23 protein-coding genes and 2 tRNA genes are annotated in these 25,603 nt (G+C 72.9%); 11 read left to right on the top strand and 14 right to left on the bottom strand.

What is annotated here, in order from left to right:
* Positions 1–132 precede the first annotated feature (132 nt).
* A complete protein-coding gene (locus Q7A36_RS09640; RefSeq protein ID WP_305103471.1) occupies positions 133–840 on the bottom strand; it encodes an RraA family protein in 708 nt (235 codons plus the stop codon).
* A 253-nt stretch (positions 841–1,093) separates the two neighbouring features.
* Here Q7A36_RS09640 and Q7A36_RS09635 point away from each other — a divergent pair, with 253 nt between their 5' ends.
* Positions 1,094–2,494 (top strand): carbohydrate porin, encoded by a 1,401-nt coding sequence (locus Q7A36_RS09635; protein WP_305103470.1) that lies wholly within the window; start codon positions 1,094–1,096, stop codon positions 2,492–2,494.
* 10 nt (positions 2,495–2,504) lie between these two features.
* On the opposite strand, the gene Q7A36_RS09630 is transcribed toward Q7A36_RS09635, so the two are convergent.
* The 3 genes from Q7A36_RS09630 to Q7A36_RS09620 form a co-directional block, all read right to left on the bottom strand.
* Complete coding sequence (locus Q7A36_RS09630) at positions 2,505–3,467, bottom strand: dihydrodipicolinate synthase family protein (protein WP_305103469.1); 963 nt, start codon at positions 3,465–3,467, stop codon at positions 2,505–2,507.
* Positions 3,468–3,558: 91 nt separating this feature from the next.
* The gene (locus tag Q7A36_RS09625; protein ID WP_305103468.1) at positions 3,559–4,920 is read right to left on the bottom strand and encodes an FAD-containing oxidoreductase; all 1,362 of its coding nucleotides are present in this window, start codon (positions 4,918–4,920) and stop codon (positions 3,559–3,561) included.
* 54 nt (positions 4,921–4,974) lie between these two features.
* The gene (locus Q7A36_RS09620) at positions 4,975–5,634 is read right to left on the bottom strand and encodes a TetR/AcrR family transcriptional regulator (protein WP_305103467.1); all 660 of its coding nucleotides are present in this window, start codon (positions 5,632–5,634) and stop codon (positions 4,975–4,977) included.
* 127 nt (positions 5,635–5,761) lie between these two features.
* Here Q7A36_RS09620 and Q7A36_RS09615 point away from each other — a divergent pair, with 127 nt between their 5' ends.
* The 5 genes from Q7A36_RS09615 to Q7A36_RS09595 all read left to right on the top strand — a co-directional run bounded on the left by Q7A36_RS09615 (position 5,762) and on the right by Q7A36_RS09595 (position 9,669).
* Positions 5,762–6,961: an acyl-CoA dehydrogenase family protein gene (locus tag Q7A36_RS09615; RefSeq protein ID WP_305103466.1), complete on the top strand. Its 1,200-nt coding sequence runs from the start codon at positions 5,762–5,764 to the stop codon at positions 6,959–6,961.
* 40 nt (positions 6,962–7,001) lie between these two features.
* A complete protein-coding gene (locus tag Q7A36_RS09610; RefSeq protein ID WP_305103465.1) occupies positions 7,002–7,409 on the top strand; it encodes a VOC family protein in 408 nt (135 codons plus the stop codon).
* Between the two features lie 107 nt (positions 7,410–7,516).
* Entirely contained in the window at positions 7,517–8,506 is a 990-nt protein-coding gene (locus tag Q7A36_RS09605; protein WP_305103464.1) for a Bug family tripartite tricarboxylate transporter substrate binding protein, read from the top strand.
* A 14-nt stretch (positions 8,507–8,520) separates the two neighbouring features.
* Complete coding sequence (locus Q7A36_RS09600; RefSeq protein ID WP_305103463.1) at positions 8,521–9,051, top strand: thiamine pyrophosphate-binding protein; 531 nt, start codon at positions 8,521–8,523, stop codon at positions 9,049–9,051.
* 3 nt (positions 9,052–9,054) lie between these two features.
* Positions 9,055–9,669: a thiamine pyrophosphate-dependent enzyme gene (locus Q7A36_RS09595; protein WP_305103462.1), complete on the top strand. Its 615-nt coding sequence runs from the start codon at positions 9,055–9,057 to the stop codon at positions 9,667–9,669.
* A 45-nt stretch (positions 9,670–9,714) separates the two neighbouring features.
* On the opposite strand, the gene Q7A36_RS09590 is transcribed toward Q7A36_RS09595, so the two are convergent.
* On the bottom strand, positions 9,715–10,725 hold the full coding sequence (locus Q7A36_RS09590) for an aldo/keto reductase (protein ID WP_305103461.1): 1,011 nt from the start codon (positions 10,723–10,725) through the stop codon (positions 9,715–9,717).
* A 50-nt stretch (positions 10,726–10,775) separates the two neighbouring features.
* The gene (locus Q7A36_RS09585; RefSeq protein ID WP_305103460.1) at positions 10,776–12,035 is read right to left on the bottom strand and encodes a D-amino acid dehydrogenase; all 1,260 of its coding nucleotides are present in this window, start codon (positions 12,033–12,035) and stop codon (positions 10,776–10,778) included.
* A gap of 128 nt (positions 12,036–12,163) precedes the next feature.
* On the opposite strand from Q7A36_RS09585, the gene Q7A36_RS09580 reads away from it, so the two are divergent.
* Positions 12,164–12,610, top strand: coding sequence for an Lrp/AsnC family transcriptional regulator (locus Q7A36_RS09580; protein WP_305103459.1), 447 nt, complete (start codon positions 12,164–12,166; stop codon positions 12,608–12,610).
* Here the strand turns inward: Q7A36_RS09580 and Q7A36_RS09575 are convergent.
* The 4 genes from Q7A36_RS09575 to Q7A36_RS09560 form a co-directional block, all read right to left on the bottom strand.
* Positions 12,597–14,744 carry a hybrid sensor histidine kinase/response regulator gene (locus Q7A36_RS09575; protein ID WP_305103458.1) on the bottom strand — a complete coding sequence of 716 codons (2,148 nt, stop codon included), beginning with the start codon at positions 14,742–14,744 and terminating at the stop codon, positions 12,597–12,599. The genes Q7A36_RS09580 and Q7A36_RS09575 overlap by 14 nt on opposite strands.
* Before the next feature lie 120 nt (positions 14,745–14,864).
* Positions 14,865–14,941: transfer RNA gene (locus Q7A36_RS09570), tRNA-Arg, on the bottom strand.
* Positions 14,942–15,010: 69 nt separating this feature from the next.
* The gene (locus tag Q7A36_RS09565) at positions 15,011–15,331 is read right to left on the bottom strand and encodes an ETC complex I subunit (protein WP_305103457.1); all 321 of its coding nucleotides are present in this window, start codon (positions 15,329–15,331) and stop codon (positions 15,011–15,013) included.
* 22 nt (positions 15,332–15,353) lie between these two features.
* Positions 15,354–15,427, bottom strand: a tRNA-Pro gene (locus tag Q7A36_RS09560).
* Positions 15,428–15,510: 83 nt separating this feature from the next.
* On the opposite strand from Q7A36_RS09560, the gene Q7A36_RS09555 reads away from it, so the two are divergent.
* Complete coding sequence (locus Q7A36_RS09555) at positions 15,511–16,449, top strand: alpha/beta hydrolase family protein (RefSeq protein ID WP_305103456.1); 939 nt, start codon at positions 15,511–15,513, stop codon at positions 16,447–16,449.
* A gap of 6 nt (positions 16,450–16,455) precedes the next feature.
* Here Q7A36_RS09555 and Q7A36_RS09550 read toward each other — a convergent pair whose 3' ends face one another.
* Positions 16,456–16,926, bottom strand: coding sequence for a DUF192 domain-containing protein (locus Q7A36_RS09550; RefSeq protein ID WP_305103455.1), 471 nt, complete (start codon positions 16,924–16,926; stop codon positions 16,456–16,458).
* Positions 16,927–17,003: 77 nt separating this feature from the next.
* Between Q7A36_RS09550 and Q7A36_RS09545 the strand changes: the two genes are divergently transcribed.
* Entirely contained in the window at positions 17,004–17,897 is an 894-nt protein-coding gene (locus tag Q7A36_RS09545) for an alpha/beta fold hydrolase (protein WP_305103454.1), read from the top strand.
* Here Q7A36_RS09545 and Q7A36_RS09540 read toward each other — a convergent pair.
* Positions 17,891–19,282, bottom strand: a complete 1,392-nt coding sequence (locus Q7A36_RS09540; protein WP_305103453.1) for a GntP family permease — start codon at positions 19,280–19,282, stop codon at positions 17,891–17,893. The two genes, Q7A36_RS09545 and Q7A36_RS09540, sit on opposite strands and share 7 nt — an antisense overlap.
* 268 nt (positions 19,283–19,550) lie before the next feature.
* Positions 19,551–20,693 (bottom strand): acetoin utilization protein AcuC, encoded by a 1,143-nt coding sequence (locus Q7A36_RS09535; RefSeq protein WP_305103452.1) that lies wholly within the window; start codon positions 20,691–20,693, stop codon positions 19,551–19,553.
* A gap of 141 nt (positions 20,694–20,834) precedes the next feature.
* On the opposite strand from Q7A36_RS09535, the gene Q7A36_RS09530 reads away from it, so the two are divergent.
* The gene (locus Q7A36_RS09530; RefSeq protein ID WP_305103451.1) at positions 20,835–22,691 is read left to right on the top strand and encodes an ATP-binding protein; all 1,857 of its coding nucleotides are present in this window, start codon (positions 20,835–20,837) and stop codon (positions 22,689–22,691) included.
* A 40-nt stretch (positions 22,692–22,731) separates the two neighbouring features.
* Here the strand turns inward: Q7A36_RS09530 and tpiA are convergent, their stop codons facing one another.
* Positions 22,732–23,475, bottom strand: coding sequence for a triose-phosphate isomerase (gene tpiA / locus Q7A36_RS09525; protein WP_305103532.1), 744 nt, complete (start codon positions 23,473–23,475; stop codon positions 22,732–22,734).
* A 114-nt stretch (positions 23,476–23,589) separates the two neighbouring features.
* Here tpiA and Q7A36_RS09520 point away from each other — a divergent pair, with 114 nt between their 5' ends.
* Positions 23,590–25,485, top strand: coding sequence for a peptidylprolyl isomerase (locus tag Q7A36_RS09520; protein ID WP_305103450.1), 1,896 nt, complete (start codon positions 23,590–23,592; stop codon positions 25,483–25,485).
* The last annotated feature ends 118 nt before the right edge of the window (positions 25,486–25,603 follow it).

The following is a 25,603-nucleotide window of genomic DNA, read 5'->3' as shown; positions in this document are numbered from 1 at the left end:
GATGCGCGCATCCGGCGCCTCGACGCGCCGGGCATCGCCGCAGCGACGTTCCAGGAAGGCGGCCGCGGCCGGCAGCAACGCCGCCCTCGCGGCCAGGTCCTCAGCGGATCTCGTCCTCAGCGGATCTCGTCCTCAGTGGATCTCGTCCGCCTTGGACAGCGCGTCCTTCAGCTTGTGGATGTCGAAGTCGTCGCGCTTGGCCATGTCGAGGATCACCGCCTCGCGCCGGGCGCAGAGGTCGATGGCCGCCGGCAGCGCCTTCACCGCCTCGGCCGGGATCACCACCGCGCCGTGCCGGTCGGCATGCACCACGTCGTCATGCATCACCGGCATGCCGTGCACGATCACGTCGCGGCCGAAATCGACCATGTGCACATGCGCATGGCTGGGGTTGATCATGCCGCCGATGATCTGGAAGCCCGGCGCCAGCATGTCGAGGTCGCGGAAGGACCCGCTGGTCACGCAGCCGAGGCAGCCGAGGCCCTTGTGGACGTTGCTGTTCACCTCGCCCCAGAAGGCGCCGAAGCCCGGGGTCTCGTCGAGGTCCTCGATCACCACGATGGTCGGCAGGTCGGCATCCGCCACGTATTCGTACCAGCCGATCCGGGCGGCGCGGTCCTGCTCCTTGCTGCGGCCGGAGGGGGCGGCGGCGCGGATCTGCCCGGTCCGGGCGAGGCCGCAGATCGGCGGCAGCGACGGGTCGGCGCAGACGAAGGGCTGCAGGGTGAAGCCGCGGCCGCGCCGGGCCGGCACCACCAGTTCCAGCGCATTGCAGATGGTGGGCGTGTCCCAGCGCCGCAGCAGGTCCAGGTCCGCGCGGGTGAAGGGGCGATCGGCCATGATGGGTCCTCCCGGAAGGCCCCAAGGATCGGGGACGGCGAGGCGCCGGTCAAATGCCGTGATGGCGTGACACGGCCGCGGCGGTCGCCGCGCCGCACCGGCCGATGCTGGTCGGCACGCGGCGCCGGCGGGCGGCATTCCAGGGGGGCAGCATGCCCGGTGTTGCGTGACGCTTCGGTGACGGACCGCCCGGGGCGGTTGCCCTGCCCGGCCACCGCGCCGTAACAGGCGCCGGGGTCGAGGGGTCGAGTGGATGAGTCTGTTCCGGGGGCGGGTTGCGGCCCTCTGCGGGATGGCGCTGGCCGCCTTGCTGGCCGCGCCCGGCGCCCAGGCCCAGCGCGGCACCGCCGGCCCGATCTACCAGCCGAACATCGACGCGCTGATCGCGGGCGGCGAGGACTGGCTCGCCCGACTGGAGCAGCAGGGCTGGTTCCTGCGCGGCCAGTTCACAGGCATCGTCCAGGCGCATCCCTCCTTCCGCTCGCCCTATCGCGGCCCGGCAAGCCTCAGCCCGAAGGACGAGACGCGGAACACGCAATCCATCGACATCGTCCTCGGCCGCCGCCTTTGGGACAATGCCGAGATCGTCGCGGTGCCCTCCCTCACCCGCGGCTTCGGCCTGTCGAACTCGGTCGGCGTCGCCAATTTCCCGAACGGCGAGGCCTTCCGCCTCGGCACGCGCGACCCCTCGGTCTGGCTCTCGCGCCTCTTCGTGCGGCAGACCATCGACCTCTCCGGCGACACGGTCCTCGGCACCGACCCGGACCCGATGCGCTTCACCGGGCCGCTCGCGCGCGAGCGCATCACCCTGACCGCCGGCCGCGTCTCGGTCTGGGACTTCTTCGACGACAACCGCTATGCGCATGACGCGCGGACGCAATTCATGGGCTGGGGCCAGGTCGGCGCCGGCGCCTTCGACTTCGCCGCCGACGCGCGCGGCTTCACCGACGGCCTGGTGGCGGAATGGGAGAACGGCACCTGGGCGATCCGCACCGGCGCCTTCCGGGTAGCGCGCGAGGCCAATTCGCTGGACCTCGAGCCGCGCTGGCTGAAGGGATGGCAGATCCTCGCCCAGGTCGAGCGCGCCTGGACGGCTGGCGAGCGGCCGGGGATGCTGCGCGTGCTCGGCGGCCTCTCGCGTACCCGCTCCGCGCGCTGGGATGCGCTGACGGGCGCGATCCTGGCCGGCGACGAGGATACCGAGCGGCTGCGCGCCTCCCGCACCAAGCAGATGCTCGCGCTGAACCTCGAACAGGAATTGACCCGCGAGCTCGGCGCCTTCGCGCGCCTCGGCTGGAACGACGGCCGGGCGCAGAACTGGATGTTCACCGAGATGGACTGGTCGGTCTCGGGCGGCCTGTCCCTCACCGGCCAGCGCTGGGAGCGGCCGGGCGATACGGTTGGCCTCGCCTTCAACCTCGGCGGCCTTTCCAGCCCGCACCGCCGCTTCCTCGAGGCCGGCGGCATCGGCTTCATCACCGGCGACGGGCGGCTGAACTACGCGCCGGAGACCACCTTCGAGACCTATTACGACGCGCGGCTGGCGCCCGGCCTCAACCTGGCGCTGGACGCCCAGCTCGTGGTGAACCCGGCCTACAACACGGATCGCGGGCCGGTGCCGATCGTGGCGCTCAGGCTGCACGCGGCCTTCTGAGCGGGCGCCGTCACTCCGCCGCCAGCCGCGCGCGTTCCAGCAGCCCGGCCTCGACCAACGCCGACTCGATCCGCCGGATCTCCGCCGGCTCGAGCTTCTTGAGCGGCGGCCGCACCACGGCGCGCGGCAGCTTGCCCAGCAACACCAGCGCCTCCTTCATGCGGTTGTGCATGTCGAAGAAGGGCTCGGCATAGAAGGCCTGCGCGGTCGGGCGGATGCGGGCGTTGATCGCCTGCGCCGCCGCCATGTCGCCCGCCTGCACCGCGTCGAAGAGCCGCGCCTGGAGATCGGCGATGACGCTGCCGGAGCCGGAGAGCAGCCCGGCCGCACCGGTGACCAGGGACGGGAACAGCCAAGCGCTGTGGGTGGACAGCACATTGACCGGCCGCGGCAGGCCCTGCAGCACCTGGATGTGCCGCTCGGCCAGCGCCGGGTCGTTGCACCAGTCCTTGATGGCGCGGAAGCTCGGGACCTCCTCGGCCAGCCGCACCAGTGTCTCCAGCGGATAGGTCAGCCCCGTCACCGCCGGGTACTGGAAGACGATCAGCGGCAGGTCGGTCGCCGCCGCGATGTGGCGGATATGGTCGGCGAGGCAGTCCGGCCGCGCCGCATTGCCGCGCGCGAGCACCTGCGGCGGGAAGACCAGCAGGGCGGAGGCGCCGTCCGCCGCGGCGCGCTTCGCGATCCGCGCCGCCTGCAGCGTGCCGTCGGCGTAGACGCCGTTCACCACCGGCAGGCGGTCGCCCACCGTCTCGAGCGTGAGCGCGAGCACGCGGTCCTGCTCCTCCGGGTCGCAGGAGGCGACCTCGGAGGCATGCGCATTGGTGGTGATGGCCGTCACGCCCCGCACCGCCGCGACGTCGGCGACATGCGCACGGTAGGCGGCCTCGTCGATCGAGAGATCGGCCTGGAAGGGCAGCAGCACCGCCGGGATCACGCCGCGGGGCTCGAAACCGGGGAAGCGGGCGGGCATGGGGTATCCTCCGTCGCGCCGGCTCTGGCGGCCGGCCAGGGCGGCAGCCTGGGGAACGGCCGCCGCCCCTGTCAAGCAGCAGGCCGGCCCCTCAGCCCGGCTGCAACTCGCCCAGCATGGTCGGGATCAGTTCCGACACGGTCGGATGGATATGCACCGTGCGCTGCAGCGTGGTGTAGGGCACCCCTGCCTGCATCAGGTCGAGCATGCCGTGCACCGCCTCGTCGCCATCGGTGCCGAGGATGGCGGCGCCGAGGATCCGGTGGCTGTCGGCATCGACCACCGCCTTCATCAGGCCGGTGGTCTCGCCCTTCTCCACCGCGCGGTTCACCCGCGTCATCGGCCGCCGGCCGACCAGCAGCCGGTGCCCGGCCTGGCGCGCCTCGGCCTCCGTCATGCCGACGCGGCCGAGCGGCGGGTCGGTGAAGAGGGCGTAGCAAGGGAGCCGGTCCGTCACCCGGCGCTGCTCGCCATCGAGCAGGTTGGCGGCGACGATCTCGTAGTCGTTCCAGGTGGTATGGGTGAAGGCGCCGCGGCCGTTGCACTCGCCGAGCGCCCAGACGCCCGGCACATCGGTCCGCAGCGCATCGTCCACCAGGATGGCGCCGCGCGCATCGCGCGCGATCCCCGCCGCCTCGAGGCCGAGGTCGTCCGTGTTCGGCCGCCGCCCCGCGGCGACGAGGAGATGGGAGGCGCGGATCTCCGGCCCGCCCTCCAGCCGCAGCAGCACGCCCTCCCCGTCCCGCGCCACGGCGGCGACCCTGGCGCCGAGATGGGAGACGATCCCCTCCGCCGCCAGCATGTCGTGGATGGCCTCCGAGATCTCCGGGTCCTCCCGCGCGATCAGCCGCGGCGAGGTCTCGATGATCGTGACCTCGGCGCCGAAGCGGCGGAAGACCTGGGCGAATTCCAGCCCGATATAGCTACCGCCGAGGATCGCCAGGTGGCGCGGCACGGCCTCGATCTGCAGCAGCCTGGCATTGTCGAGCCAGGGCACCGTCTCGAGACCGGGGACCGGCGGCGCCACCGCATGCGCGCCGACATCGAGGAAGATCCAGGGCGCCGCATGCCGCTCCCCGTTCACCTCCATCTCGTGCGGCGCGGTGAAGCGGGCATGGCCGCGGATGAAGGTGATACCCTCCGTGCTGCCGAGGGACTTGGTGAGGCCGTCGCGCGAGCGGGCGACCACCGCCTCCATCCGCGCCCGGACCTTCGGCCAGTCGATCCCGACCTCGCCCGGCAGCGTCACCCCGAAGTCGGCGGCGCGCCGCGCCAGGTGCGCGACGCGGGCGCTGGCGACCAGCGTCTTGGTCGGGGTGCAGCCGGTATTGACGCAGGTGCCGCCCGCCGGCCCGCGTTCGATCATCGCCACGCGCCGGCCGGAGGCCGCGAGCCGGAAGGCCAGCGCCGGGCCCGCCTGGCCCGCGCCGACCACGATCGCATCGAATTCCACCGCCGCCTCCCGCATTGCCGGTGCGAGCCTAGCGCGAGCGGCGGCGCGGCGCCCTTACGGTGCCGCGAGGCCGGCGCAGAGGAAGGGCACGATCTCCGCGACCGCGCGGTCGAAGTCGCCGCTGTCGCAGGCGCCGCCGCTCATCGCCTCCAGCCGCCCCGTGCGCAGCAGCGTGTAGCGATAGGCGCCCATCATGAAATAGAGCCGCCAGCACAGCGTCTCATGCGAGAGGTGCGGCAGCACCTTCCGGAACTCCGCGGTATAGGCGAGCGTGGTCTCGTCATAGACCGTGCCCAGCACCTCCTTGGAGATGTCGTCGGGCTCCGTGTGCAGCCGGGCATGCATGCGCATGGTGGCGCTGCCCTCGGTGGTCTTGCCGGCCAGCATGAAGGGCGTGACGAAGCTGCGGACCAGGTCTTGCAGCGGGATCGGCCCACCCTCATGCGCGGCGCGAAGCTCGGCGAGCGCCCGGCTGCGCGCTTCCGTCACCTGGCTGGCGCCGCGGAGATAGGCCGCCTTGAACAGGTCCCGCTTGGCGCCGAAATGGTAATGCAGCTGCGCGAGGTTCACGCCGGCCGCCTGGGCGATCGCCCGGGTGGAGGCGGCCGAGTAGCCCAGCTCCGCGAACAGCTCCTGCGCCACGCCCAGGATGCGCTCCCGGACGCTCGCCGCCGCCTCCTGCGCCGCCGGCCTGGTCTTCTCGGTCACCGTCATGCGTCGAATCGCCTACCCTCTGCCGGCGGTTGCGGTGCGCGCCCTATAGCGCGCCAGGGCATCCTTGACACGGACCCGCCGTCCCGTCGAGATTTGGTCGGGCGACCGAACACGGCGGGAGGCAGGGATGAGCGCAGCGTTGGAGATGGACGGGGTCACGCCGATGCGGGCCCGCCCCGACCCGGTCGCCCGCGCCCGGTCCATCGCCGCGCTGATCGAGCAGGACTCGGCGCGGATCGAGGCCGACAAGGCCCTGACGCCGGCGGTGCTGGATGCGCTGCACGGCCATGCGCTGTTCCGCACCCTCCTGCCCCGCGCCTACAATGGCGAGGAAGTGAAGCCCTCCGCCTTCTTCCGGATGCAGGAGGTGATCGCCGCCGCCGATGGCTCCACCGGCTGGTGCCTCTGCCAGGCCAGCGGCTGTTCCTTCGCCGCGGCCTATATGGCGCCGGAGGCGGCCCGGGAGGTCTGGGGCGATCCGCGCGCCGTCCTCGCCTGGGGCTTCGGCACCGGCACCGCGAAGGTGGTCCCCGGCGGCTATCGGGTCTCGGGCACCTGGGGCTTCGCCAGCGGCAACCGCCACGCGACCTGGATCGGCGGACACTGCAAGATCGTCGAGCCCGACGGCTCCGTCCGCAAGAATCCCGACGGCACCCAGCACGAGCGCAGCATGCTGGTGCGGCGGGAGAAGGTGCGCTTCCACGATGTCTGGAACGTGGTCGGCCTGCGCGGCACCAACAGCGACACCTATACCTTCGACGACCTCTTCGTGCCGGAGGAGCACGCGGTCTGCCGCGACAGCGACGAGGAACGGCGGGTGGACAGCCCGCTCTACAAATTCACCACCACCAACCTCTACGCCGCCGGCTTCGCCGGCGTCTCCATGGGGATTGCCCGCGGCATGCTGGACGCCTTCGTCGAGATGGCGAGGACCAAGACGGCGGCGGCCATGACGCGGCCGATGCGCGAGAGCGAGGTGATCCAGAATGGCATCGCGCAATGCGAGGCGAAGCTCCGCTCCGCCGGCGCCTGGCTGGTCGAGGTGCTGGACGAGGCCTGGGAGGTCTCGCGCGCCACGGGCCACATCACCATGCACGAACGCGCGCTGGTGCGGCTGGCCACCACCTCGGCGATCCATCGCGCCAAGGAGGTGGCGGAATGGGCCTATCACGAGGCCGGCGCCTCCGCGATCATGACCGGCGGCCCCTTCGAGCGCCGCATGCGCGACATCCACGCCTCCGCCCAGCAGGTGCAGGGGCGCACCGCTCACCTGGAGATGTGCGGCCAGCATTTCCTGGGGATGAACCCGTCCGGCCGCTTCTTCTGACGCGGACCGATCTCGCCCCGCCCGACAAGGAGGACCCGCCATGCCGCTCGAAGGCCTGAACCACTACACCATCCGCCCCGTGGACCTGGAACGGACGAAGACCTTCTACGAGGACGTGCTCGGGCTCGCGGTCGGCTACCGGCCGCCGCTGAACTTCCCGGGCTACTGGCTCTATGTCGGCGACAACCCGACGGTGCACCTGATCGGCCCGCGCAGCGACGACAGCCATCCGCAGCACCGCGAGGCCGGGCCGACCGGGCTGCTCGACCACATCGCCTTCACCTGCTCGGGCCTCGCCGAGATGAAGCAGCGCCTGGCGCAGCGCGGCATCAAGTACGAGGAGCGGGTGATCCCGCGCGACCGGCAGACGCAGCTCTTCCTGTTCGATCCCGATGGCGTCGCGGTCGAGCTGAACTACCCGCCGCAGGAGACGCCCGCCGCGGCCTGAGCCGACGCGGGCGGCAGGCACGGGCGCCATAGATCCCTTGGCGCCCTGCCCCGCCCTGCTATCCTCCACGTCACGGGCCGCGAAAGGCCGGCATGCGGGAGGAGCGGATGACCAGGATCGGAGCGGCCGGGATCGGCCGTCGCGGCGTCTTGGCGGCCGGCGCGGCCCTTGCGGCGCCCGCTGTGCGGGCGCAGGGCATCTTCCCGGACCGCACTGTCACCCTGGTCGCCTGCTTCCCGCCCGGCGGATCCACCGATCTCTCCGCCCGCCTCGTCGCGCCGGGACTCTCGGAGATCCTCGGCAAGCCCGTGGTGGTCGAGAACCGCGCGGGCGCCGGCGGCAATATCGGCATGGGCTATGTCGCGCGCGCCGCGCCAGACGGCCATACGCTGCTCGTCGCCAGCAGCGTCTTCGTCGTCAATGTCAGCCTCTACCGCAATCCACCCTACGACCCTTTCCGCGACTTCGTGCCGGTCGGCACGCTCGGCGCCTCGCCCAACCTCATCTGCGTGCGGACGGACAGCGGCATCACCTCGCTGCACCAGCTCATCGCCATGGGAAAGGCGCAGCCGGACCGCTTCAATTATGCCAGCCCCGGCATCGGCACGACGCCGCACTTGGCGGGCGAGGTGCTGAAGCTGCGCACGGGCCTGCAGATGCAGCACGTGCCCTTCCAGGGCGCGGGACCGGCGGTGCAGGCGATCCTCGCCGGCACGGTGGAGGTGCTGGTGGCCTCTCAGGGCGGCGCGGTGGAGACGGCGCACCGCAATGGCCAGACGCGGGTGCTGGCACAGACCGGCGCGCGCCGCTCGCCCGACCTGCCGGAGATCCCGACGCTCGACGAGCTCGGCGTCACCGAGGCGGTGTCGGAGACCTTCAACGCCATGTATGCGCCCGCCGGCACGCCGCAGCCGATCGTCGACCGCCTCGCCGCGACCGTGCTCGCGGTGCTGGCGCGGCCGGACGTGCAGCTCCGCTTCCGCACCGGTGGCGTGCCGGTGGTGCCGGAAGGGGCGGATGGGCTGCGCGCGCGGGTGGCGCGGGAGGTGCCCCTCTGGCGCGATGTCATCCGGCAGGCGAAGATCACGGCGGACTGAACGGGGAAACGGCGATGGCGCAGGCCTGGCACGAGATCGTGGTGGAGGTGCTGAAGGCGAACGAGGTGCGCCTGATCCCCTATGTGCCCGACAATGTCCTGAAGCCGCTGATCAATGCCATCCATGCCGACCCGTATTTCACCGCCTTCGCGACCGCGCGGGAGGAGGAGGCAATCGGCATCGTCGCCGGCGCCGTCATGGCGGGCATGCGCGGCATGGTGCTGATGCAGACCAGCGGCTTCGCGACGCTGGCCAATGTGCTGGCCAGCCTGCCCTGCGCCTACCAGATCCCGGTGCTGCTGATGGTGAGCGAGCGCGGCACGCTCGGCGAGTTCAACCTGGGCCAGGCTGCGGTCTGGCGCACCATGCGCCCGACGCTCGAGGCGCTGGCGATGGAGCACCATGTGATCACCCGCCTCGACGAATGCGAGTTCATCGTTGACCGAACCATCCGGCAGGCGCTGATGACGCAGATGCCGGCGACGCTCATCCTCTCGCCGCTGCTGACCGGCGGCAAGGCATCGCCCGTGAAGGCGGGGGGCTGAGCGATGTCGGTCACCACCGCTCATAACGCCAAGCGGATGTACCGCTTCGACTGCACGAAGCGCCTGGTCGCGCGCCTGACCCGCGAGGAAGCCGTCATCGGCGGCATCGGCCACAGCAATTTCGACCTCTGGGCCGCCGGCCACCGGCCGCAGAATTTCTACATGCTCGGCAGCATGGGGCTCGCCATTCCCATCGCGCTCGGCGTCGCGCTGGCGCAGCCGCAGCGCAAGGTCTTCGCGCTGGAGGGCGACGGCTCGCTGCTGATGCAGCTTGGCTGCCTGACGACGGTCGCCACGCTGAAGCCGCGCAACCTCGCCATCCTCGTCATGGACAACGGCGCCTACCAGATCACCGGCGGCCAGCCGACGCCGGCCGCGGGTGGCGCCGACTACGTGGCGATCGCGCGGGCCTGCGGGCTGGAGAACGCGGCCTGGGCGGCGGACGAGGAGGATTTCGAGCGGCTGGTGGACCGCTGCCTGACGACGGACGGCCCGCATGTCATCGGCCTGAAGCTCGACGAACAGGGCCCGGCGGCGCAGACCGAGCGCGACCCGCCGCAGATCCGCGACCGCTTCATGCGCGGCATGGGCGTGAAGAAGAGCAGGCTGCCGGGCTGAACCGGCAGGATCCGCAATCGCCCGCGACGCACGCCGCGTTCCGGATCAGCCGGTCGCCGGCACACGCCCCTCGATCGGGTATTGCGGGTCGTTGTAGCCGGGCGTCGAGGGATGGCCGGGCGCGACCAGCCCGTCGATCAGCGCCTCGTCCTCTGCGGTGAAGCGATAGTCCAGCGCCGCCAAGTAGTCCTCCAGGTGCTGCCCGGTCCGCGGGCCGACGATGCAGCCGGTGATCAGCCGGTTGTTCAGCACCCAGTTGATGGCGAGATGCGCCGGCGAGGTCCCGCGCGCCGCGGCATGGTCGCGGATCCTCTGCGCGATCTCGAGCGATTCCGGCCGCAGCTCCGTCTCCAGGATCCGCCGGTCCTGCCGCGCCGCGCGGCTGCCGGGCTCGGGCGCCTCGCCGGGGCGGTATTTCGCCGTCAGCACGCCGCGCGCCAGCGGCGAATAGGGGAACACGCCGAGCCCGTAATGCACGGCCGCCGGGATCTGCTCCACCTCCGGCTGGCGGTTCATGGCGTTGTAGTAGGGCTGCGAGACGATGGGGCGGTCGATGCCGGCCTCGTCGCAGAGCCGGCAGATCTCCGCGATCCGCCAGGAGCGGTAGTTGGAGACGCCGAAATGCCGGATCTTCCCCGCCCGCACCAGGTCGCCGAGCGCGCGCACCGTCACCTCCAGTGGCGTCGCGTGGTCCTCCTTGTGCAGGTAGAGGATGTCGATGACGTCGGTGCCGAGGCGGCGGAGGCAGGCCTCCGTTCCCTGCATCACCCATTTGCGGGACAGCCCGCCCTCGTTCGGCCCCTTGCCGACCCGGTTGGCGATCTTGGTCGCCAGCACCCAGGCATGGCGGTTTGCGGCGATGGCGGCGCCGACCACCTCCTCGCTCTTCCCGCCGTTGTAGGCATCCGCCGTGTCGATGAAGTTGATGCCGGCTTCCGCGGCGCGGGCGATCAGCCCTTCGCTGGTCGCGGCATCGGTCGGCCCGCCGAACATCATGGCGCCGAGGCAGAGCCGGCTCACGGCGATGCCGCTGCGGCCGAGGGTCCGGTACTCCATGGCGCGTCTCCCGATGCGGCGGCGACCGTCGCCGCCCCCGGGCGCGGGCGTCAAGCCATGGCGTAGCGCGACAGCGCGAGGTCGTCCGCGGCGATCTCCGGCGCCCGGCCGGTCATCAGGTCCGCGAGCAGCCGGCCGCTGCCGCAGGCCATGGTCCAGCCCAGCGTGCCGTGGCCGGTATTGAGGTGCAGGTTGCGGTAGCGCGTCGGGCCCACCACCGGCGTGCCATCCGGCGTCATCGGCCTGAGGCCGGTCCAGAAGCTCGCCTGCGCCAGGTCGCCGCCGCGCGGGAAGAGGTCGCCGACGGAATGCGCCAGCGTCTCCCGCCGCGGCTTGCGCAGCCGGAGCGAGAAGCCGGCGAGTTCCGCCGTGCCGCCGACGCGGATGCGGTCGCCGAGCCGGGTGATGGCGACCTTGAAGGTCTCGTCCATCACGGTGGAGACGGGCGCCCCGGCCTCGTCCGTGACCGGCAGCGTCAGCGAATAGCCCTTCACCGGATAGACCGGCACCTGCAGGCCGAGCGGCCGCAGCAGCGCCGGCGAATAGCTGCCCATCGCCACCACATAGGCATCGGCCGTGACCTTGCCCTCGGAGGTGGTCACGCCGACGACGCGGTCGCCCTCCGTCTCCAGCGCCGCGATGGTGACGCCCTGGCGGAACGTCACGCCGCGCGCCGTGGCCATCGCCGCGAGACGCTGGGTGAAGACATGCGCGTCGCCCGTCTCGTCGCCCGGCAGGCGCAGGCCGCCGACGAACTTGCCCTGCACGTGCCGCAGCGCCGGCTCCGCGCCGATGCAGCCGGCGGGGTCGAGCACCTCGTAGGGCACCTTGAAGGCGTCGAGCACCGCAGTGTCGCCGCCGACGCCATCGAGCTGCTTCTGGGTGCGGAAGAGCTGCAGCGTGCCCCTGGTCCGCTCGTCATAGGCGATGCCGGTCTCGGCCCGCAGGTCGCGCAGCACGTCGCGGCTGTACTCGGCCAGGCGGACCATGCGCGCCTTGTTGGTGCCGTAGGCGGCGGCGGTGCAGTTCGCCAGCATCTGGCCGAGCCAGCGATAGAGCCCGTGGTCGAGCTGCGGCCAGAGCACGAAGGGCCGGTGGCGCATCATCAGCCACTTCAGCGCCTTGACCGGGATGCCCGGGCCGGCCCAGGGGGCGGAATAGCCGGGGGAGACCTGGCCGGCATTGGCGAAGCTGGTCTCCATGCCGGCGGCGGGTTGGCGGTCCAGCACCGTCACCTCATGGCCGGCCTTCGCCAGGTACCAGGCGCTGGTCACGCCGACCACGCCGCTGCCCAGGACCACGACCCGCATCGCCGCCTCCGTTCATGTCCTGGCAAGGCTACGCGCCAGCGCCCGCGAATTTCCCGCCGAAGCGTCGAATTCCGTGCCTCGATCTGGCGGAATGCCGCATGATCTGCGAAGATTCCGCAGATAATTCGATGCACCCCCTGGACGAGACCGACCGGGCGATCCTCCGCCTCCTCCGCGCCGATGGACGGATGAGCAATGCCGCCCTGGCCGAGGCCGTCGGCCTCTCCCCCTCGGCCTGCCTGCGCCGGGTCCGGCTGCTCGAGCATCGCGGCGTCATCCGCGGCTATACCGCCATCATCGAGGAGACGGCGCCGCGCCCGGGCGTGGTGGTCATGGTGCGGATCACCCTGGAGCGCCAGACCGACGAGGCCATGCGCCGCTTCGAGGAGGCGGTGCGGCGCTGCCCGGAGGTCCGGGAATGCTACCTCATGACCGGCGATTCCGACTACATCCTGCGGGTCGAGGCGCGCGACGCCGCCGACTACGAGCGCATCCACAAGGAGGCGCTCTCCCGCATGCCCGGCGTCGCCCGCATCCAGTCGAGCTTCGCCATCCGCAGCGTCATCCGGGGCTGAGCTGCTCCGCCGGCGCGGCGACCCGCTGCAGCGCCTGCAGCAGCGTGGCGCGGCTGGCCGGCTTGGCCAGGTGCAGGGTCATCCCGGCCGCCTCGGCCTGCTCGCGCTCCTCGCGGGAGGTGCCGGCGGTGAGCGCGATGATGGGCGTGCGGGCATTCGGGCCATCGCCGAGGCGCAGCCGCCGCGTCGCCTCCAGCCCGTCGAGGCCGGGCATGTTCACGTCCATCAGGATGACGTCGAAGGCCCGCTCCTGCGCGGCGGCGACCGCCGCGATCCCGTCCTCGGCCAGCGTCACGCGGTGCCCCGCGCCGGTCAGGTAGGCGCGGATCAGCGCGCGGTTGGTGGCGACGTCGTCCGCCACCAGCACGTCGAGGGAGGGCCCCGCGCCGATCGCCGGCGCCTCGGCCTTCTCGGGCGCCGCGGCGCTCCGCAGCGGCAGCTCGCACCAGATCGTGCTGCCCCGCCCGATCTCCGAGGCCACGCCGATGCTGCCGCCCATCGCCTCGACCAGCCTTCGGCAGATCGCGAGGCCAAGGCCGGCGCCGCCGAGGCGGCGGCCGGATTCCGCCTGCTCGAACATCCCGAAAAGGCGCAACTGGGCCTCGGGCGGGATGCCGATGCCGGTATCCTCCACCTCCAGCCGCAGGCGCACCGCCTCCGGCCCTGCCGGGCCGAGGACCCGGGCGCGCAGGGTGATGCCGCCCCGCTCGGTGAACTTCACGGCGTTCGAGAGGAAATTGCCGAGGATCTGCCGCAGCCGCGTCGCATCGCCCAGCAGCCAGGCCGGCAGCGCGGGGTCGAGCTCGAGCGCCAGCCGCAGCCCCTTGCCGGTCGCCAGCGTCCGGTTGAGCGCGAGCGACTGCCGCAGCACCTCGGCCGGCTCGAAGGGCTGCAGCTCGATGCTGACGCGCCCGGCCTCGATCTTGGCGAGGTCGAGGACGTCGTTGACCACCGAGAGCAGCACCCGGCCGGTCTCCACCACCAGCTCGGCATGGCGCCGCTGCTCCGGCGGCAGGTCGCCGGCGGCCAGCAGCTCGCCGAAGCCCAGCACGCCGGTCAGCGGCGTGCGGATCTCATGCGCCATCACGGCCAGGACCTCCGCCCGCTGCCGCGCCAGCGCCTCCGCGGCCGCGATGCGCTCGCGCGCCAGCCGCTGCTGCCCGGCCCGCACGCGCTCCCGCGCCGACCAGAGCGTGAAGAGCGTGACCGCGAGGAGGGACAGGGCGGCGGCCCCGGCCAGCACGGCATTGCGCTGCTGCCCCCAGGGACGCAGTTCCTTGCTCAGTTCGAAGGCCACGGCGACGACCAGCGGCAGGCCCGGCGGCACCTGATAGGCCGTCAGGAGGTTCCGTCCGTCGCGGCTGCTGCTGTAGGTGATGCGCCCGGACGGCGCCGCCCGCGCCGCGATGACGAGGGCATGGTCGGGGCTCGGGTCCCGCCCGAGGGTCTGTTCCGGGTCGCGCCCGCGGAGGATCAGCGAGCCGTCCTGCAGCCGCCGCACCACCACCATGCGCCCGACGCCGTCGAGCTGCTTCTGCAGGGTCGCCGACAGGGCGATGGGATCCAGCGAGACGATCGCCACGCCATCGAATTGCCCGTCCGGTCCCTCAAGCGCCCGGGTCACCTGCACGCTCCAGCGGCCGGTGGTGCGGCCGATGACCGGCCGGCTGATGGCGAGGCCGCGCTCGCCCCCGAAGGCATGATCGCGGACATGGTCGCGGTCGGCGAGGTACGTGCCGACCGCCGCCGGCGCGGAGCCCCAGGGCATGATGCCGTCCGGCCCGACCACGCCGACCTGGACCACGCCGAAGCGGTCGTCCGCCGCGATCGCGACCAGATGCGCCTCGATGGCGCGGCCGCCGGCCGTGTCACCCTTCCGCAGCAGCGCCTGGCGGATGCGGATCAGGTCATGCAGGGCGTTCACGAGCTCGAAGGCGCGGGAGACCGTCTGGCCGGCGATGGCGGCCTGCGCCTCCGCCCAGCCGAAGGCGGCGTCCAGCGCGGCGGCACGGCTGCGGACCAGGAACACGGCCGCGCCGCCCCAGGTCGCGGCGAGCAGGCCAAGGAGGACGGCCAGCGCGAGCCGCCGTCGCCCGGACGCCAAAGCGGCCTCGTCCTGACTGGGACTCTGCATGCCGGTGCCTGTCCGCCCGATCCTTCGACAATGCGAACCGGGGCCGGCGATCAGCCTGCCGGCGAGTGGCCGCGCCGGGACATATCACGCAGATTCATGCCTGGGAACTGAATGGGGTGATGGCGCGCCCGGCAGGACTTGAACCTGCGACCCCACGCTTAGAAGGCGCGTGCTCTATCCAGCTGAGCTACGGGCGCGGACGCCGCCGGGACGAGGCGCGGCGGCACAGGTAAGGGTGGCGTGGCGGCGTCCGGCGCCGCCGGCCATCAATGCGTCCAGTTGTCGGTCCGGCCGAAGCGGAAGTTATCCGCATAGACCTTGGCCTTGATGCGGACCGGCTTGGGCTCCTCCACCTCGTAGCGCAGGCCGTTCGCCTCGGCATAGGCGATCGCTTCCTCCCGGGTGGGGAAGCGCAGCCGGACCTGGCCGCGGGTATCGCCCGAGCCCGACCAGCCCATCAGCGGGTCGAGGCGCTGCTTCTCGCCCGGCTCGAATTCCAGCACCCATTCCTGGGTGCGCCCGCGGCCGGACTGCATGGCATTCCGGGGCGGCATGTAGATGCGGGCGGTCTGGGCGGGGCCGGGCATGCGTCGTCCTTGGCAACACGAATCGGGGCGACTGGATTCGAACCAGCGACCCTCTGCTCCCAAAGCAGATGCGCTACCAGACTGCGCCACGCCCCGTCGGGCGCAACCTATGGGCCCGGCGCCCGCGGGGCAATGGGCAGGCGCTGGACTTTGCCGTTCCGCCGCTGTTTTGTCCGCCGATGCGCGCGCCCGCTCTGCCCCGCCGTGGCCTGATCGGCGCCGGCCTCGGCCTCGCCGCCTGCGCCGAGCCGCCGCCCGCTGGCCCGGGGCCGCAGGGCGGCGAGGGCTGGGAATTGCGCGAGCAGGTCTGGCGCATTCCCGTGCCCCGGCGCCGCGGGGCGGTGGAGACGGTGCTGCTGGAGGCGACGCTGTTCCGCCCGCCCGGGCCGGGCCCCTTCCCGCTGGTCCTGTTCAGCCATGGCCAGCCGCCGGGCGGCGAGGCCGGCCGGCGCCAGATGCAGCGGCCTCGCTACCTGCCGGCCAGCCGCTTCTTCACCGGCCAGGGCTTCGCCGTGCTGCTGCCGGTGCGCCGCGGCTTCGGGGGGTCCGAGGGCGAGTATCGCGGCGGCACCGGCGGGTGCGACCGGCTCGACCTCGAGAACAATGCCGACACCGCGGCCAACGACATCCTGGCGGCGCGGACCTGGGCGGTGGCCAATATGGGGTTCCTCGACCCGCGCCGCTGCCTGCTGGCGGGCCAGTCGGCCGGCGGGTTCGGGTCGCTGGCCGCGGCCGGCCGGGCGGAGGCGGCGGTCGCCGGCGTGGTCAGCTTCTCCGGCGGGCTGCGGGCGGGGGACGGCACCGCGCCCGGCGGCCGCTTCTGCGAGGGCTGGCAGGACCGGCTGATCCTGGCCATGGAGCGGCTGGGCGGCCGGCCCGGGGCCCGCGGCCTGCCGACGCTCTGGCTCTATGCGGCGAACGACGCCTATTTCGGCTATGGCCTCGCCGCGCGGCTGGCGGAGGCCTGGCGCCGCGGCGGCGGCCTGGCGCGCTTCGAGGAGGTCGCCTCCGCCGCCCGCGATGGCCACGGCTTCGTCGAGGACATCGCCACCGTCAGCCAGTGGCAGGGGCCGGTGCGCGAATTCCTCGCCTCGCTGCGCGCTGAAGGGCGGCTTTAGGCAGGGTCAGGGCGCATTGCCGAAGATCCGCTGCAGCACCCGGTCGCCCACCCGCAGCCCGAGCCGCTCCGCCGTGCCGGCCGCCACCTCCAGCGTCGCCCGGACCGGGCCGCGGCTCTCGATCGATGCCAGGGAATAGGGAACGGTTCGTTCCGCGATCCGGATGATGCGGCCATCCTGGGCGATGAAGAGCATGTCGAGCGAGGTGATGGTGTTGCGCATCCACATCGCCGATTCGCGCGGGCTGCCCCAGTCGAAGAGCATGCCCTCATCCGGCGCGACGCTCGGCCGGAACATCAGCCCGACCATCTGCTGCTCCGGCGTCAGCGCCATCTCCACCTCGAAATCATGGCGTTTCCCATCGCGGGTGACGATCGCCAGCGGCTCCTCCGGCAGCTTCGGCTGCGGCTGGGTCTGGGCGGCGACGGGTCCGGCGGCGGCAAGCGCGGCCAGGAGGAGGAGGGCGCGACGGAGCATGGCCGCACCATGCCACCCGGAACGGAGCCGGCCAACGCCCCTTCCCTGCCCCGCCCGGCCCGTCCCAGGATGCGGCCATGGCCACGCTCCGCACCGCCCGCACCCCAACCCTCGAGATCGCTTACCGGGAGCACGGCCCGCCCGACGGCCCGCCGGTCCTGCTGCTGCACGGCTTCCCCTACAGCCCGCGCGGCTATGATGCGGTCGTGCCGTCCCTGGTCGCGGCAGGGCGGCGGGTGATTGTGCCCTGGCTGCGCGGCTATGGGCCGACGCGCTTCCTCTCGGCCGCGACGCCGCGCTCCGGCCAGCAGGCGGCGCTGGGCCAGGACCTGCGCGACCTGCTGGACGCGCTGGCGATCCCGCGCGCGGTGCTGGCCGGCTATGACTGGGGCGGCCGCGCCGCCTGCATCCTCGCCGCCCTCTGGCCGGAGCGCTGCGCCGGCCTCGTCACCTGCACCGGCTACAACATCCAGGACATCGCGGCCTCGGCGCGGCCGGCCTCGCCCGAGCAGGAGCATCGGCTCTGGTACCAGTACTACTTCCACACCGAGCGCGGCCGGGCCGGGCTGGCCGCCAACCGCGCGGGGATCGCGCGGCTGCTCTGGCGGCTCTGGTCGCCGGAGTGGGATTTCGACGAGGCGACCTTCGCGGCGAGCGCGGCCGACTTCGACAACTCGGATTTCGTGGAGGTGGTGATCCAGTCCTACCGCCACCGCTACGGCTATGCCCCGGGCGATCCGGCGCTGGAGGGTATCGAGGCCCGGCTCGCCACCCAGCCGCCGATCGCCGCGCCGACCATCGCGCCGCATGGCGAGGCCGATGGCGTCGGGCCGGTCGAGGGCTCGGCCAGCCATGCCCGCTTCTTCACCGGCCCCTATGAGCGCCGGGTCATCCCGCGCGTGGGCCACAATGTGCCGCAGGAGGCGCCGGACGCGTTCGCCCGCTGCATCCTGGACCTGCCCGCTCAGTAGAGGCCGGTCAGGTAGTAGAGCGCGATCACCACGAAGACGGCGGCCGTCTTCAGGCAGGTGACGGCGAAGATGTCGCCATAGCTCTGCCGATGCGTCAGGCCGGTCACCGCCAGCAGGGTGATCACCGCGCCATTGTGCGGCAGGGTGTCCATGCCGCCGCTCGCCATGGCGGCAACGCGGTGCAGCACCTCGAAGGGGATGCCGGCCGCGGTCGCGGCGGCCTTGAACTGCTCCGCCATGGCGGCCAGCGCGATGCTCATGCCGCCGCTGGCCGAGCCGGTGACGCCGGCGAGCGCGGTGACCGTGATCGCCTCGTTCACCAGCGGGTCGGGGATGGCCGACAGCGCCTCCCGGATCACCAGGAAGCCCGGCAGCGCCGCGATGACCGCGCCGAAGCCGTATTCGGAGGCGGTGTTCATGCTGGCCAGCAGCGCGCCGCCGACCGCGGCCTTGCTGCCCTCGGCGAAGCGCGCCGAGACCGGCCGCCAGGCGAAGGCCAGCACCGTGAGGATGCCGCAGAGCAACGCAAGCTGCACCGCCCAGATGGCCGCGACCGGCGCGACCTGCGTCGTGATGGGGTGGTCGAGGCCGGCCAGCACCGCCTCGTGCCGGGCGCCGTACCAGGCCGGGATCCAGCCGGTGAAGAGCTTGTTCAGCACGCCGACCACGACGAGCGGCGCGACCGCGATGGCCGGATGCGCGAGTCGCTCATCCGTCGCCACCACCGGCTCCTCCGCATGGCCGGTGCCGTAGCCCTCCCCGCGCGCGGCGGCCTGGCGGACGCGCCAGGTCAGGTAGGCGATGCCGGTCGCGAAGATGAAGGCGGCGCCGGCGAGGCCGAGGATGGGCGCGGCCCAGCTATCGGTGCCGAAGAAGGCGCTCGGGATGATGTTCTGGATCTGCGGCGTGCCGGGCAGGCTGTCCATGGTGTAGCTGAAGGCGCCGAGGGCGATGGTCCCGGGGATCAGGCGCTTCGGGATGTTCGACTGGCGGAAGGCCTCGGCCGCGAAGGGATAGACCGCGAAGACCACGACGAAGAGCGAGACGCCGCCATAGGTCAGCAGGTTGCAGACCAGCACGATGGAGATGATCGCCCTCTCCCGCCCGACCAGGCCGATGACGGCCGAGACGATGGCGCGGGAGAAGCCCGAAAGCTCGATCAGCTTGCCGAAGACCGCGCCCAGCATGAAGACCGGGAAGTACAGCTTCACGAAGCCGACCATCTTGTCCATGAAGAGGCCGGTATAGACCGGCAGCACGGCGGCGGGATCGGTCAGCAGCACGGCGCCGAGCGCGGCGACGGGCGCGAAGAGGATGACGCTGTAGCCGCGATAGGCGACGAGCATCAGGAAGCCGAGCGCGGCGAGCGCGATGGCGAAGCTCATGGGGTTCCTCCCAGGCGGGTGCCGCCCGCCGCGGGTTGCGGAACCGCACAGGGGCGATCCGGTTCCGCCGGGGTCGTCGGTGTCCATGAAGGCGCGCAGAGGTGCCTGCGACGGCGTCGAAGACGGCCAATGCCAAGCCATGCGGCAGCGGCGGCGTCAAGGCTGCGCCTTCGGCGCAATGCGCGAGGTCGGGCGCGATGCCGCTCCGGCCGGATGGGGCGGGTTTCGGGGCGCCCGGTGCCAGCCGGGCGCGCATTGCGCGCGCCCGCTACGCGGCCTTCGCCGGCGCGGGCAGGTCGCGCAGGGCCGCCGCCGTCACCCGCTGCACCTCCGCCCGCACCACGCCCGGCCGCGGCGCGTCGCGCAGCGTTGTGAACCAGTGCTCCGGCGGGTTCCGCCCCGCGGCGCGATGCCAGGTCAGCGCCCGCAGCACCCGCTCGGCCGCCGGCGTCGCCCGTTCCGGGATCTCGATGCCGTTCAGCACCGCCCAGATCCCGGCCCAGCAGCGTCCGACCGCCCAGGGGTTGTAGCCGCCGCCGCCCAGCACGACGAGGCGCGGCGCCTGCCCCATCAGCGCCCGCACCACGCCCCAATGCGCGTTGTTGGAGAGCGCGAGGCGCGAGAGCGGGTCCTCCTCCAGCGCATCCGCGCCCGCCTGCAGCAGGATCGCCTGCGGCCTGAGGTGCCGCACGATGGGCAGGATCGCCTGGTGCAGCACCCAGAGCATCTCGCTGTCGTTGAAGCCGGCGGGCACCGGCAGGTTGCGGGCATGCCCGCCGGCACGGTCCGTCACCGCGCCGGTGAAGGGCCAGCGCGCGGCCTCATGCACCGAGAGCGTGAAGACGCGCGGGTCGTCGTGGAAGGCGTCCTGCACGCCATCGCCGTGATGCGCGTCGATGTCGATGTAGAGGATGTTGTCGAGCCCCCGGTCGAGCCAGGCGAGCAGCGCCAGCACCACGTCGTTCAGGTAGCAGAAGCCGCTCGCGCGGTCCGGCCGGCCATGATGCGTGCCGCCGCCGGGGCAATGCACCACCCCGCCCCCGGCCGTCAGCCGCGCCGCCAGCATGCAGCCGCCGGCGCTGGTCGCGGGGCGCGAGAAGACCTCGCGGTAGACCGGATTGCCATGCGCGCCGATGTGAAAGCGCGCCCTGTCCGCCGGATCGGCCTGCTGCGTCGCCTCCGCCCGCAGCAGCGCGGCGACGTAGTCCGGGTGGTGGAAGCGCGTCAGTTGCGCCGGCATCGCCTTTGGCGCCGGCACCCAGCCGCCCTCCGGCAGCCAGCCCATGGCCTCGATCAGGTCGAGCGCGGTCGAGACGCGCGGGATGGCCAGCGGGTGCTTCGGGCCATAGGTGGAGCGGCGGTAGATCTCCGACCCGATCAGGACGGGACGGAGGCGCGGATCGGGCAGCATCCCTGCCGATATGCGGCGCGCCGCCGCGAACGCAAGCGACCCGCCCGCCACGCAACTCTCCGGTTCTCGTGAATTCCTTCGGCGCAGCCGGCCCCGCAGGTTGGTCCCCGCGCCTGCCTCGGCGGGTGGAGGCGCGGGAGCATGCAACCAAAAGTCGAAGAGCGGCGTGCCCGGCCCAGGCGCCGGCATTCCCCGGGAATCGAGGCCGAGATCCGGGCGGAACGGGTCGCCGCCCTGTTCCGTCAGGTGCCACTGGCGGCGCTGGTCGGGGTGGTGACCGCCGGCCTGATGACGGCGCTGCTGACCTTCCGCGAGCACGACCAACGCGCCGTCTGGTGGTTCGGCCTCGTGCTGCTGGTCGCGGCGGCGCGCCTTGCTTCCGCCATGGCCTGGCGCCGCGACCCGGGCGCCCGCGGGCGGGCCGGCCGCTGGGGGGCCATCGGCACGGCCGGGGCGGTCGCCGCGGGCGCGGCGCTCGGCGGGGGCGCCGCCTGGCTCTGGCCGGAGGCCGAGGCCTGGCAGCTCTTCTGGGTCTTTCTCGGCGGCGGCATGTGCGCCGGCGCCGCCGCCCTGCACCACGCGCATCTTCCGGCGGCGCTCGGCTTCATCCTGCCGACGGGCCTCCCCTTCGTCGCCCGCTACGCGCTGGACGGCTCGCTGCAGGGCCTGATCGCGGCTGCCATGATCCTGGTCTTCCTCGCGGCGATCGCCGCCAGCGCCTGGCGGGCGAGCTGCGACTTCGGGACCAATGCGCGCCTCCGCCTCAACCTCGCGCAGCAGGCACGGGAGCTGGACGGGGCCAACCAGCGCCTGCGGGAGGAGATGCTCCGCCACCGCGCGACCGAGGCCAGCCTGCGCCAGGCGCAGAAGATGGAGGCGGTCGGCCAGCTCACCGGCGGCATCGCGCATGACTTCAACAACCTGCTCACCGCTGTGCTCGGCAGCCTGGCGCTGCTGGCCAAGCGCCTGCCGGCGGAGGATGCGCGCGCCGCGCGCCTGCTCGGCACCGCGCTGCAGGGCGCCCAGCGCGGCGCCGCCCTGACGAAGCGGCTGCTCGCCTTCGGGCGGCGGCAGACGCTCGAGCCGAGGGTGGTGGAGCTGCCGGCGCTGGTCGCCGGCATGGCGGAGCTGCTGCGCGGCGCGCTCGGCGGCGCCGCGCATCTCCGCACCGAATTCCCGCCCGGCCTGCCGCCGGTGCATGTCGATGCCAACCAGCTCGAGCTCGCGTTGCTGAACCTCGTCGCCAATGCGCGGGACGCCATGCCGGCGGGCGGCGAGATCGTCATCGGCGCCGCGGCGCGGGAGGCCGCGCCGGGCGAGGCCGAGGGCCTCGCGCCCGGCCCCTACGTGGTGCTGAGCGTCACCGATGCCGGCGAGGGCATGGACGAGGCGACGCTCGCCCGCGCCATGGAGCCCTTCTTCACCACCAAGGGCACCGGCAAGGGCACCGGCCTTGGCCTTGCCATGGTGCATGGCCTCGCCGCGCAATCGGGCGGCCGCCTCGCGCTGCGCAGCACGCATGGCCTCGGCACGGTCGCCGAGCTCTGGCTGCCGCGGGCCGCGGCGGCGGCGGAACCGCCCGCCGCGCCCGGGCCGGCGCCGACCGCGGCGGCGCGGCAGGCGAGCATCCTGCTGGTGGACGACGATCCGCTGGTCCTCGCCAGCACCGCCGCGCTGATCGAGGACATGGGGCATGTGGTGGTCGAGGCCGGCTCCGGCGCCGCCGCGCTGGAGCGGCTGCGCGGCGGCCTCGCCCCCGACCTCGTGCTCACGGATTATGCCATGCCGGGACTGACCGGGGTGCAGCTCGCGGCCGAGATCCGCCGGCTGCGTCCCGGGCTGCCCGTGCTGCTGGCCACCGGATATGCCGAGCTGGAGGGCGAGGCGCTGGCCGGCCTGCCCCGCCTCGCCAAGCCCTTCGAAGCCCCGGCGCTGGCCCAGGCCATCGCCGGCTGCCTGGAGCAGGTCGCCGCGGCCTGGAGGCGCTCCGAGGCGTGATCCTGCCCCGGCCCGGGCCGGGACGCGAGGCGGCGCCCGCTCAGCCCGCGGCGGCGGCGATCGCCAGGAAGTCGGCCGCGACCAGGCTGGCGCCGCCGACCAGTGCGCCATCCACATTCGCCAGTGCCAGGATCGCCCTGGCATTCCCCGGCTTCACCGAGCCGCCATAGAGGATGCGGAGCGACTCCCCGGCCTGGCCGAAGCGGGCGACGAGCCGGGCCCGGATGGCGCCATGGATCGCCGCGATGTCGGCCTCCGTCGGGGTGCGGCCGGTGCCGATGGCCCAGACCGGCTCGTAGGCGACGACGCCGCCGGCGGCGGCGAAGCCCTCCGGCAGGCTGCCCTCGAGCTGCGCCGTCACCACCGCCTCGGCCTCCCCGGCCAGGCGCTGCGCCTCGCTCTCCCCGACGCAGACGATGGGCGTCAGGCCGGCGGAGAGCGCCGCCTCCGCCTTGGCCCGCACCGCGGCATCGGTCTCGGCATGGTCGGCCCGCCGCTCGGAATGGCCGAGGATGACATGGCTGGCGCCCACATCCCTGAGCATGGCGGCCGCGACGTCGCCGGTATGGGCGCCCTTCGCCGCGGCGTGGCAGTCCTGCGCCCCGACCGCGACCGGCTGGCCGAGCATGGCGGCCGCGATCACCTGGACATAGGGGAAGGGCGGGCAGACCAGCAGGTCCACCCCCGGCGCGCCGCCGGCGCCGGCGCGGACCGCCTCGGCCAGGGCCGCGCCCTCGCGCAGGGTCCCGTGCATCTTCCAATTGCCGGCGATCAGCGGGCGCACTCCGGGGGTCATGCCGTCCTCCATTCCAACGCCCGCCCCTATCCGCCGTGACCTTGTTTGGCAACACGCCCCGGCCTCGGCTATGCCAGCCGCCGAACGCGCAGACGGACACCGATGCTCACCGCCCTTCGCCGCCTGGCCGGCACCTGGGTCGCCAAGGCCCTCTTCGTCCTGCTGATCCTCTCCTTCGGGATCTGGGGCATCGGCGACATGGCGCGCAATCTTTTCGCGCCCGACACCTCCCTCGCCCGCGTCGCCGGCCAGCCGGTGACGCTGGAGGAAGGCCAGCAGGTCCTGCGGCGGGAGATGCAGCGCATCGCCCGCCAGCTCGGCGGCCAGTTCGAGAACGACCCGCGCGTCCGCCGCGCCCTGGCCGAGCAAGCGGTGGACCAGCTCGTCCTCGACCGCGTGCTGCAGGCGGAGGCGGCGCGGCTGAAGCTCGCCGTGCCGGACGACGCGGTGCGCGAGGTGATCGTGAACGCCCCGGCCTTTCGCGGCGCGGATGGCCAGTTCTCCCGCGCCGTCTTCCAGAACTACCTGCGCAACGCCGACCTGACCGAGGACCGGCTGATCGCCTCGCTGCGCAGCGACATCGCCAAGCAGCAGATCGCCATGGCCATCCGCTCCGGCGCCGTCGGGCCGGATGCGCTGGCCAAGCCGCTGATGCGCTGGGTGGAGGAGCAGCGGACCGTCACGCTGGTCACCCTGCCCACCGCCACGGCACCCGAGCCGCCGGCGCCGGAGGAGGCGCAGCTCCGCCGCTTCCACGAGAACAACCCGGAGCGCTTCTCCTCCCCCGAATACCGGGAGGCGACGGTCGCGGTGCTGACCGCCGACCTGCTGTCGCGGGAGGTGGAGGTGACCGAGGCCGACATCGCCGCGGCCTATGAGGCGCGCCGCAGCCAGTACGAGACGCCGGAGCGCCGCAGCCTGGCCCAGGTGCTGGTCCCGGACGAGGCCAAGGCGCGCGAGATCGCCGCCGCCTGGACCGGCGGCGCGGATTTCGAGGCCATCGCCGCCCAGGCCCAGGCCGCCGGCGGCCAGGCGCTCGAGCTCGGCCAGGTGGACCGCGCCGGCCTGCCGGTGCCGGAACTCGCCACGGCCGCCTTCGCCGCGCCCGAGGGCGGGGTGACCGCCCCGGTGCAGAGCCCCTTCGGCTGGCACGTCTTCAAGGTGGAGAAGGTCGAGGCCGGCATCAGCCGCCCGCTCGCCGAGCTGCACGATCAGATCAAGCGCGACCTCGCCATGGAGAAGGCGGCCGACATCGCCTTCGAGCGGGCGAACAAGGTGGAGGACGCGCTGGCCGGCGGCGCGACCGTCGCCGAGGTGGCGAAGCAGTTCGGCCTCGGCCTCGCCACCGTCAGGACGGATGCCGACGGACACGACCCCGAGGGCAAGCCGGTCGAGTTGCCGGTGATCGAGGCCTCCCGCGCGCCGCTGCTGAAGGCGGTCTTCTCGACCGAGAAGGGCGCGGCGCCGCGGCTGCAGGAGACCGAGGCCGGCTTCGTCGCGATCGACGTCAAGGAGGTCATCCCGCCCACGCTGAAGCCCTTCGAGAGCGTGGAGCCCGCCGTGCGGGCGGCCTTCGAGGAGGACGCGAAGCGGCGCGAGCAGGAGGAGCGCGCCGCCGCCCTGCTCAAGGCGGCGAAGGACGGCAAGCCGCTGGCCGAGGCGGCGCAGGAGGCCGGCCTCGGCAGCCGCGAGATCGGCGCGGTCGGCCGCAACCCGCAGCAGGGCGCCGCCGTGCCGCAGGAGCTGCTGGCGCCGCTCTTCGAGTTGCCGGTGAAGGATGCCACCATGGTCCGCACCCGGGACGGCTTCGCCGTGGCCCAGGTGGTGGAGATCACGCCCGGCAATCCCGAGGCCGATGCCGCCGCCCTCGACCGCATCCGCCGGGAGCTGGAGCAGTCCATGGCGCAGGACCTGGAGGTGCAGTTCCTGACGGCGCTGCGCGCCCGCTCCGATGTGCGGCTGAACCCGCGGATGCTGGACGCGCTCGCGCAGCCCTAATGCAGCCTTGCAGACGGCGTGAGGTCTGCAAGGCTGCATGGCGCGCAGGGTTGGCGTGGCGGCTGCGTGCCTGACACACGCTCGGACCGGCCGGTCCGATGGGGGCGGGCGCCGCCCG

It is taken from the genome of Paracraurococcus lichenis, from assembly GCF_030657435.1.
In the GTDB taxonomy this organism is placed as follows: Bacteria; Pseudomonadota; Alphaproteobacteria; order Acetobacterales; family Acetobacteraceae; genus Paracraurococcus; species Paracraurococcus lichenis.
Note: the sequence above shows the minus strand (reverse complement) of the source record. Positions and strands in the feature narration are given on the sequence as shown.

Coding starts and splice junctions, on each gene's coding strand:
- Q7A36_RS09640 (WP_305103471.1), bottom strand. CDS start 840: ATGGCCGATCGCCCCTTCACCCGCGCGGACCTGGACCTGCTGCGGCGC.
- Q7A36_RS09635 (WP_305103470.1), top strand. CDS start 1,094: ATGAGTCTGTTCCGGGGGCGGGTTGCGGCCCTCTGCGGGATGGCGCTG.
- Q7A36_RS09630 (WP_305103469.1), bottom strand. CDS start 3,467: ATGCCCGCCCGCTTCCCCGGTTTCGAGCCCCGCGGCGTGATCCCGGCG.
- Q7A36_RS09620 (WP_305103467.1), bottom strand. CDS start 5,634: ATGACGGTGACCGAGAAGACCAGGCCGGCGGCGCAGGAGGCGGCGGCG.
- Q7A36_RS09615 (WP_305103466.1), top strand. CDS start 5,762: ATGAGCGCAGCGTTGGAGATGGACGGGGTCACGCCGATGCGGGCCCGC.
- Q7A36_RS09610 (WP_305103465.1), top strand. CDS start 7,002: ATGCCGCTCGAAGGCCTGAACCACTACACCATCCGCCCCGTGGACCTG.
- Q7A36_RS09605 (WP_305103464.1), top strand. CDS start 7,517: ATGACCAGGATCGGAGCGGCCGGGATCGGCCGTCGCGGCGTCTTGGCG.
- Q7A36_RS09600 (WP_305103463.1), top strand. CDS start 8,521: ATGGCGCAGGCCTGGCACGAGATCGTGGTGGAGGTGCTGAAGGCGAAC.
- Q7A36_RS09595 (WP_305103462.1), top strand. CDS start 9,055: ATGTCGGTCACCACCGCTCATAACGCCAAGCGGATGTACCGCTTCGAC.
- Q7A36_RS09590 (WP_305103461.1), bottom strand. CDS start 10,725: ATGGAGTACCGGACCCTCGGCCGCAGCGGCATCGCCGTGAGCCGGCTC.
- Q7A36_RS09585 (WP_305103460.1), bottom strand. CDS start 12,035: ATGCGGGTCGTGGTCCTGGGCAGCGGCGTGGTCGGCGTGACCAGCGCC.
- Q7A36_RS09580 (WP_305103459.1), top strand. CDS start 12,164: ATGCACCCCCTGGACGAGACCGACCGGGCGATCCTCCGCCTCCTCCGC.
- Q7A36_RS09575 (WP_305103458.1), bottom strand. CDS start 14,744: ATGCAGAGTCCCAGTCAGGACGAGGCCGCTTTGGCGTCCGGGCGACGG.
- Q7A36_RS09565 (WP_305103457.1), bottom strand. CDS start 15,331: ATGCCCGGCCCCGCCCAGACCGCCCGCATCTACATGCCGCCCCGGAAT.
- Q7A36_RS09555 (WP_305103456.1), top strand. CDS start 15,511: ATGCGCGCGCCCGCTCTGCCCCGCCGTGGCCTGATCGGCGCCGGCCTC.
- Q7A36_RS09550 (WP_305103455.1), bottom strand. CDS start 16,926: ATGCTCCGTCGCGCCCTCCTCCTCCTGGCCGCGCTTGCCGCCGCCGGA.
- Q7A36_RS09545 (WP_305103454.1), top strand. CDS start 17,004: ATGGCCACGCTCCGCACCGCCCGCACCCCAACCCTCGAGATCGCTTAC.
- Q7A36_RS09540 (WP_305103453.1), bottom strand. CDS start 19,282: ATGAGCTTCGCCATCGCGCTCGCCGCGCTCGGCTTCCTGATGCTCGTC.
- Q7A36_RS09535 (WP_305103452.1), bottom strand. CDS start 20,693: ATGCTGCCCGATCCGCGCCTCCGTCCCGTCCTGATCGGGTCGGAGATC.
- Q7A36_RS09530 (WP_305103451.1), top strand. CDS start 20,835: ATGCAACCAAAAGTCGAAGAGCGGCGTGCCCGGCCCAGGCGCCGGCAT.
- Q7A36_RS09520 (WP_305103450.1), top strand. CDS start 23,590: ATGCTCACCGCCCTTCGCCGCCTGGCCGGCACCTGGGTCGCCAAGGCC.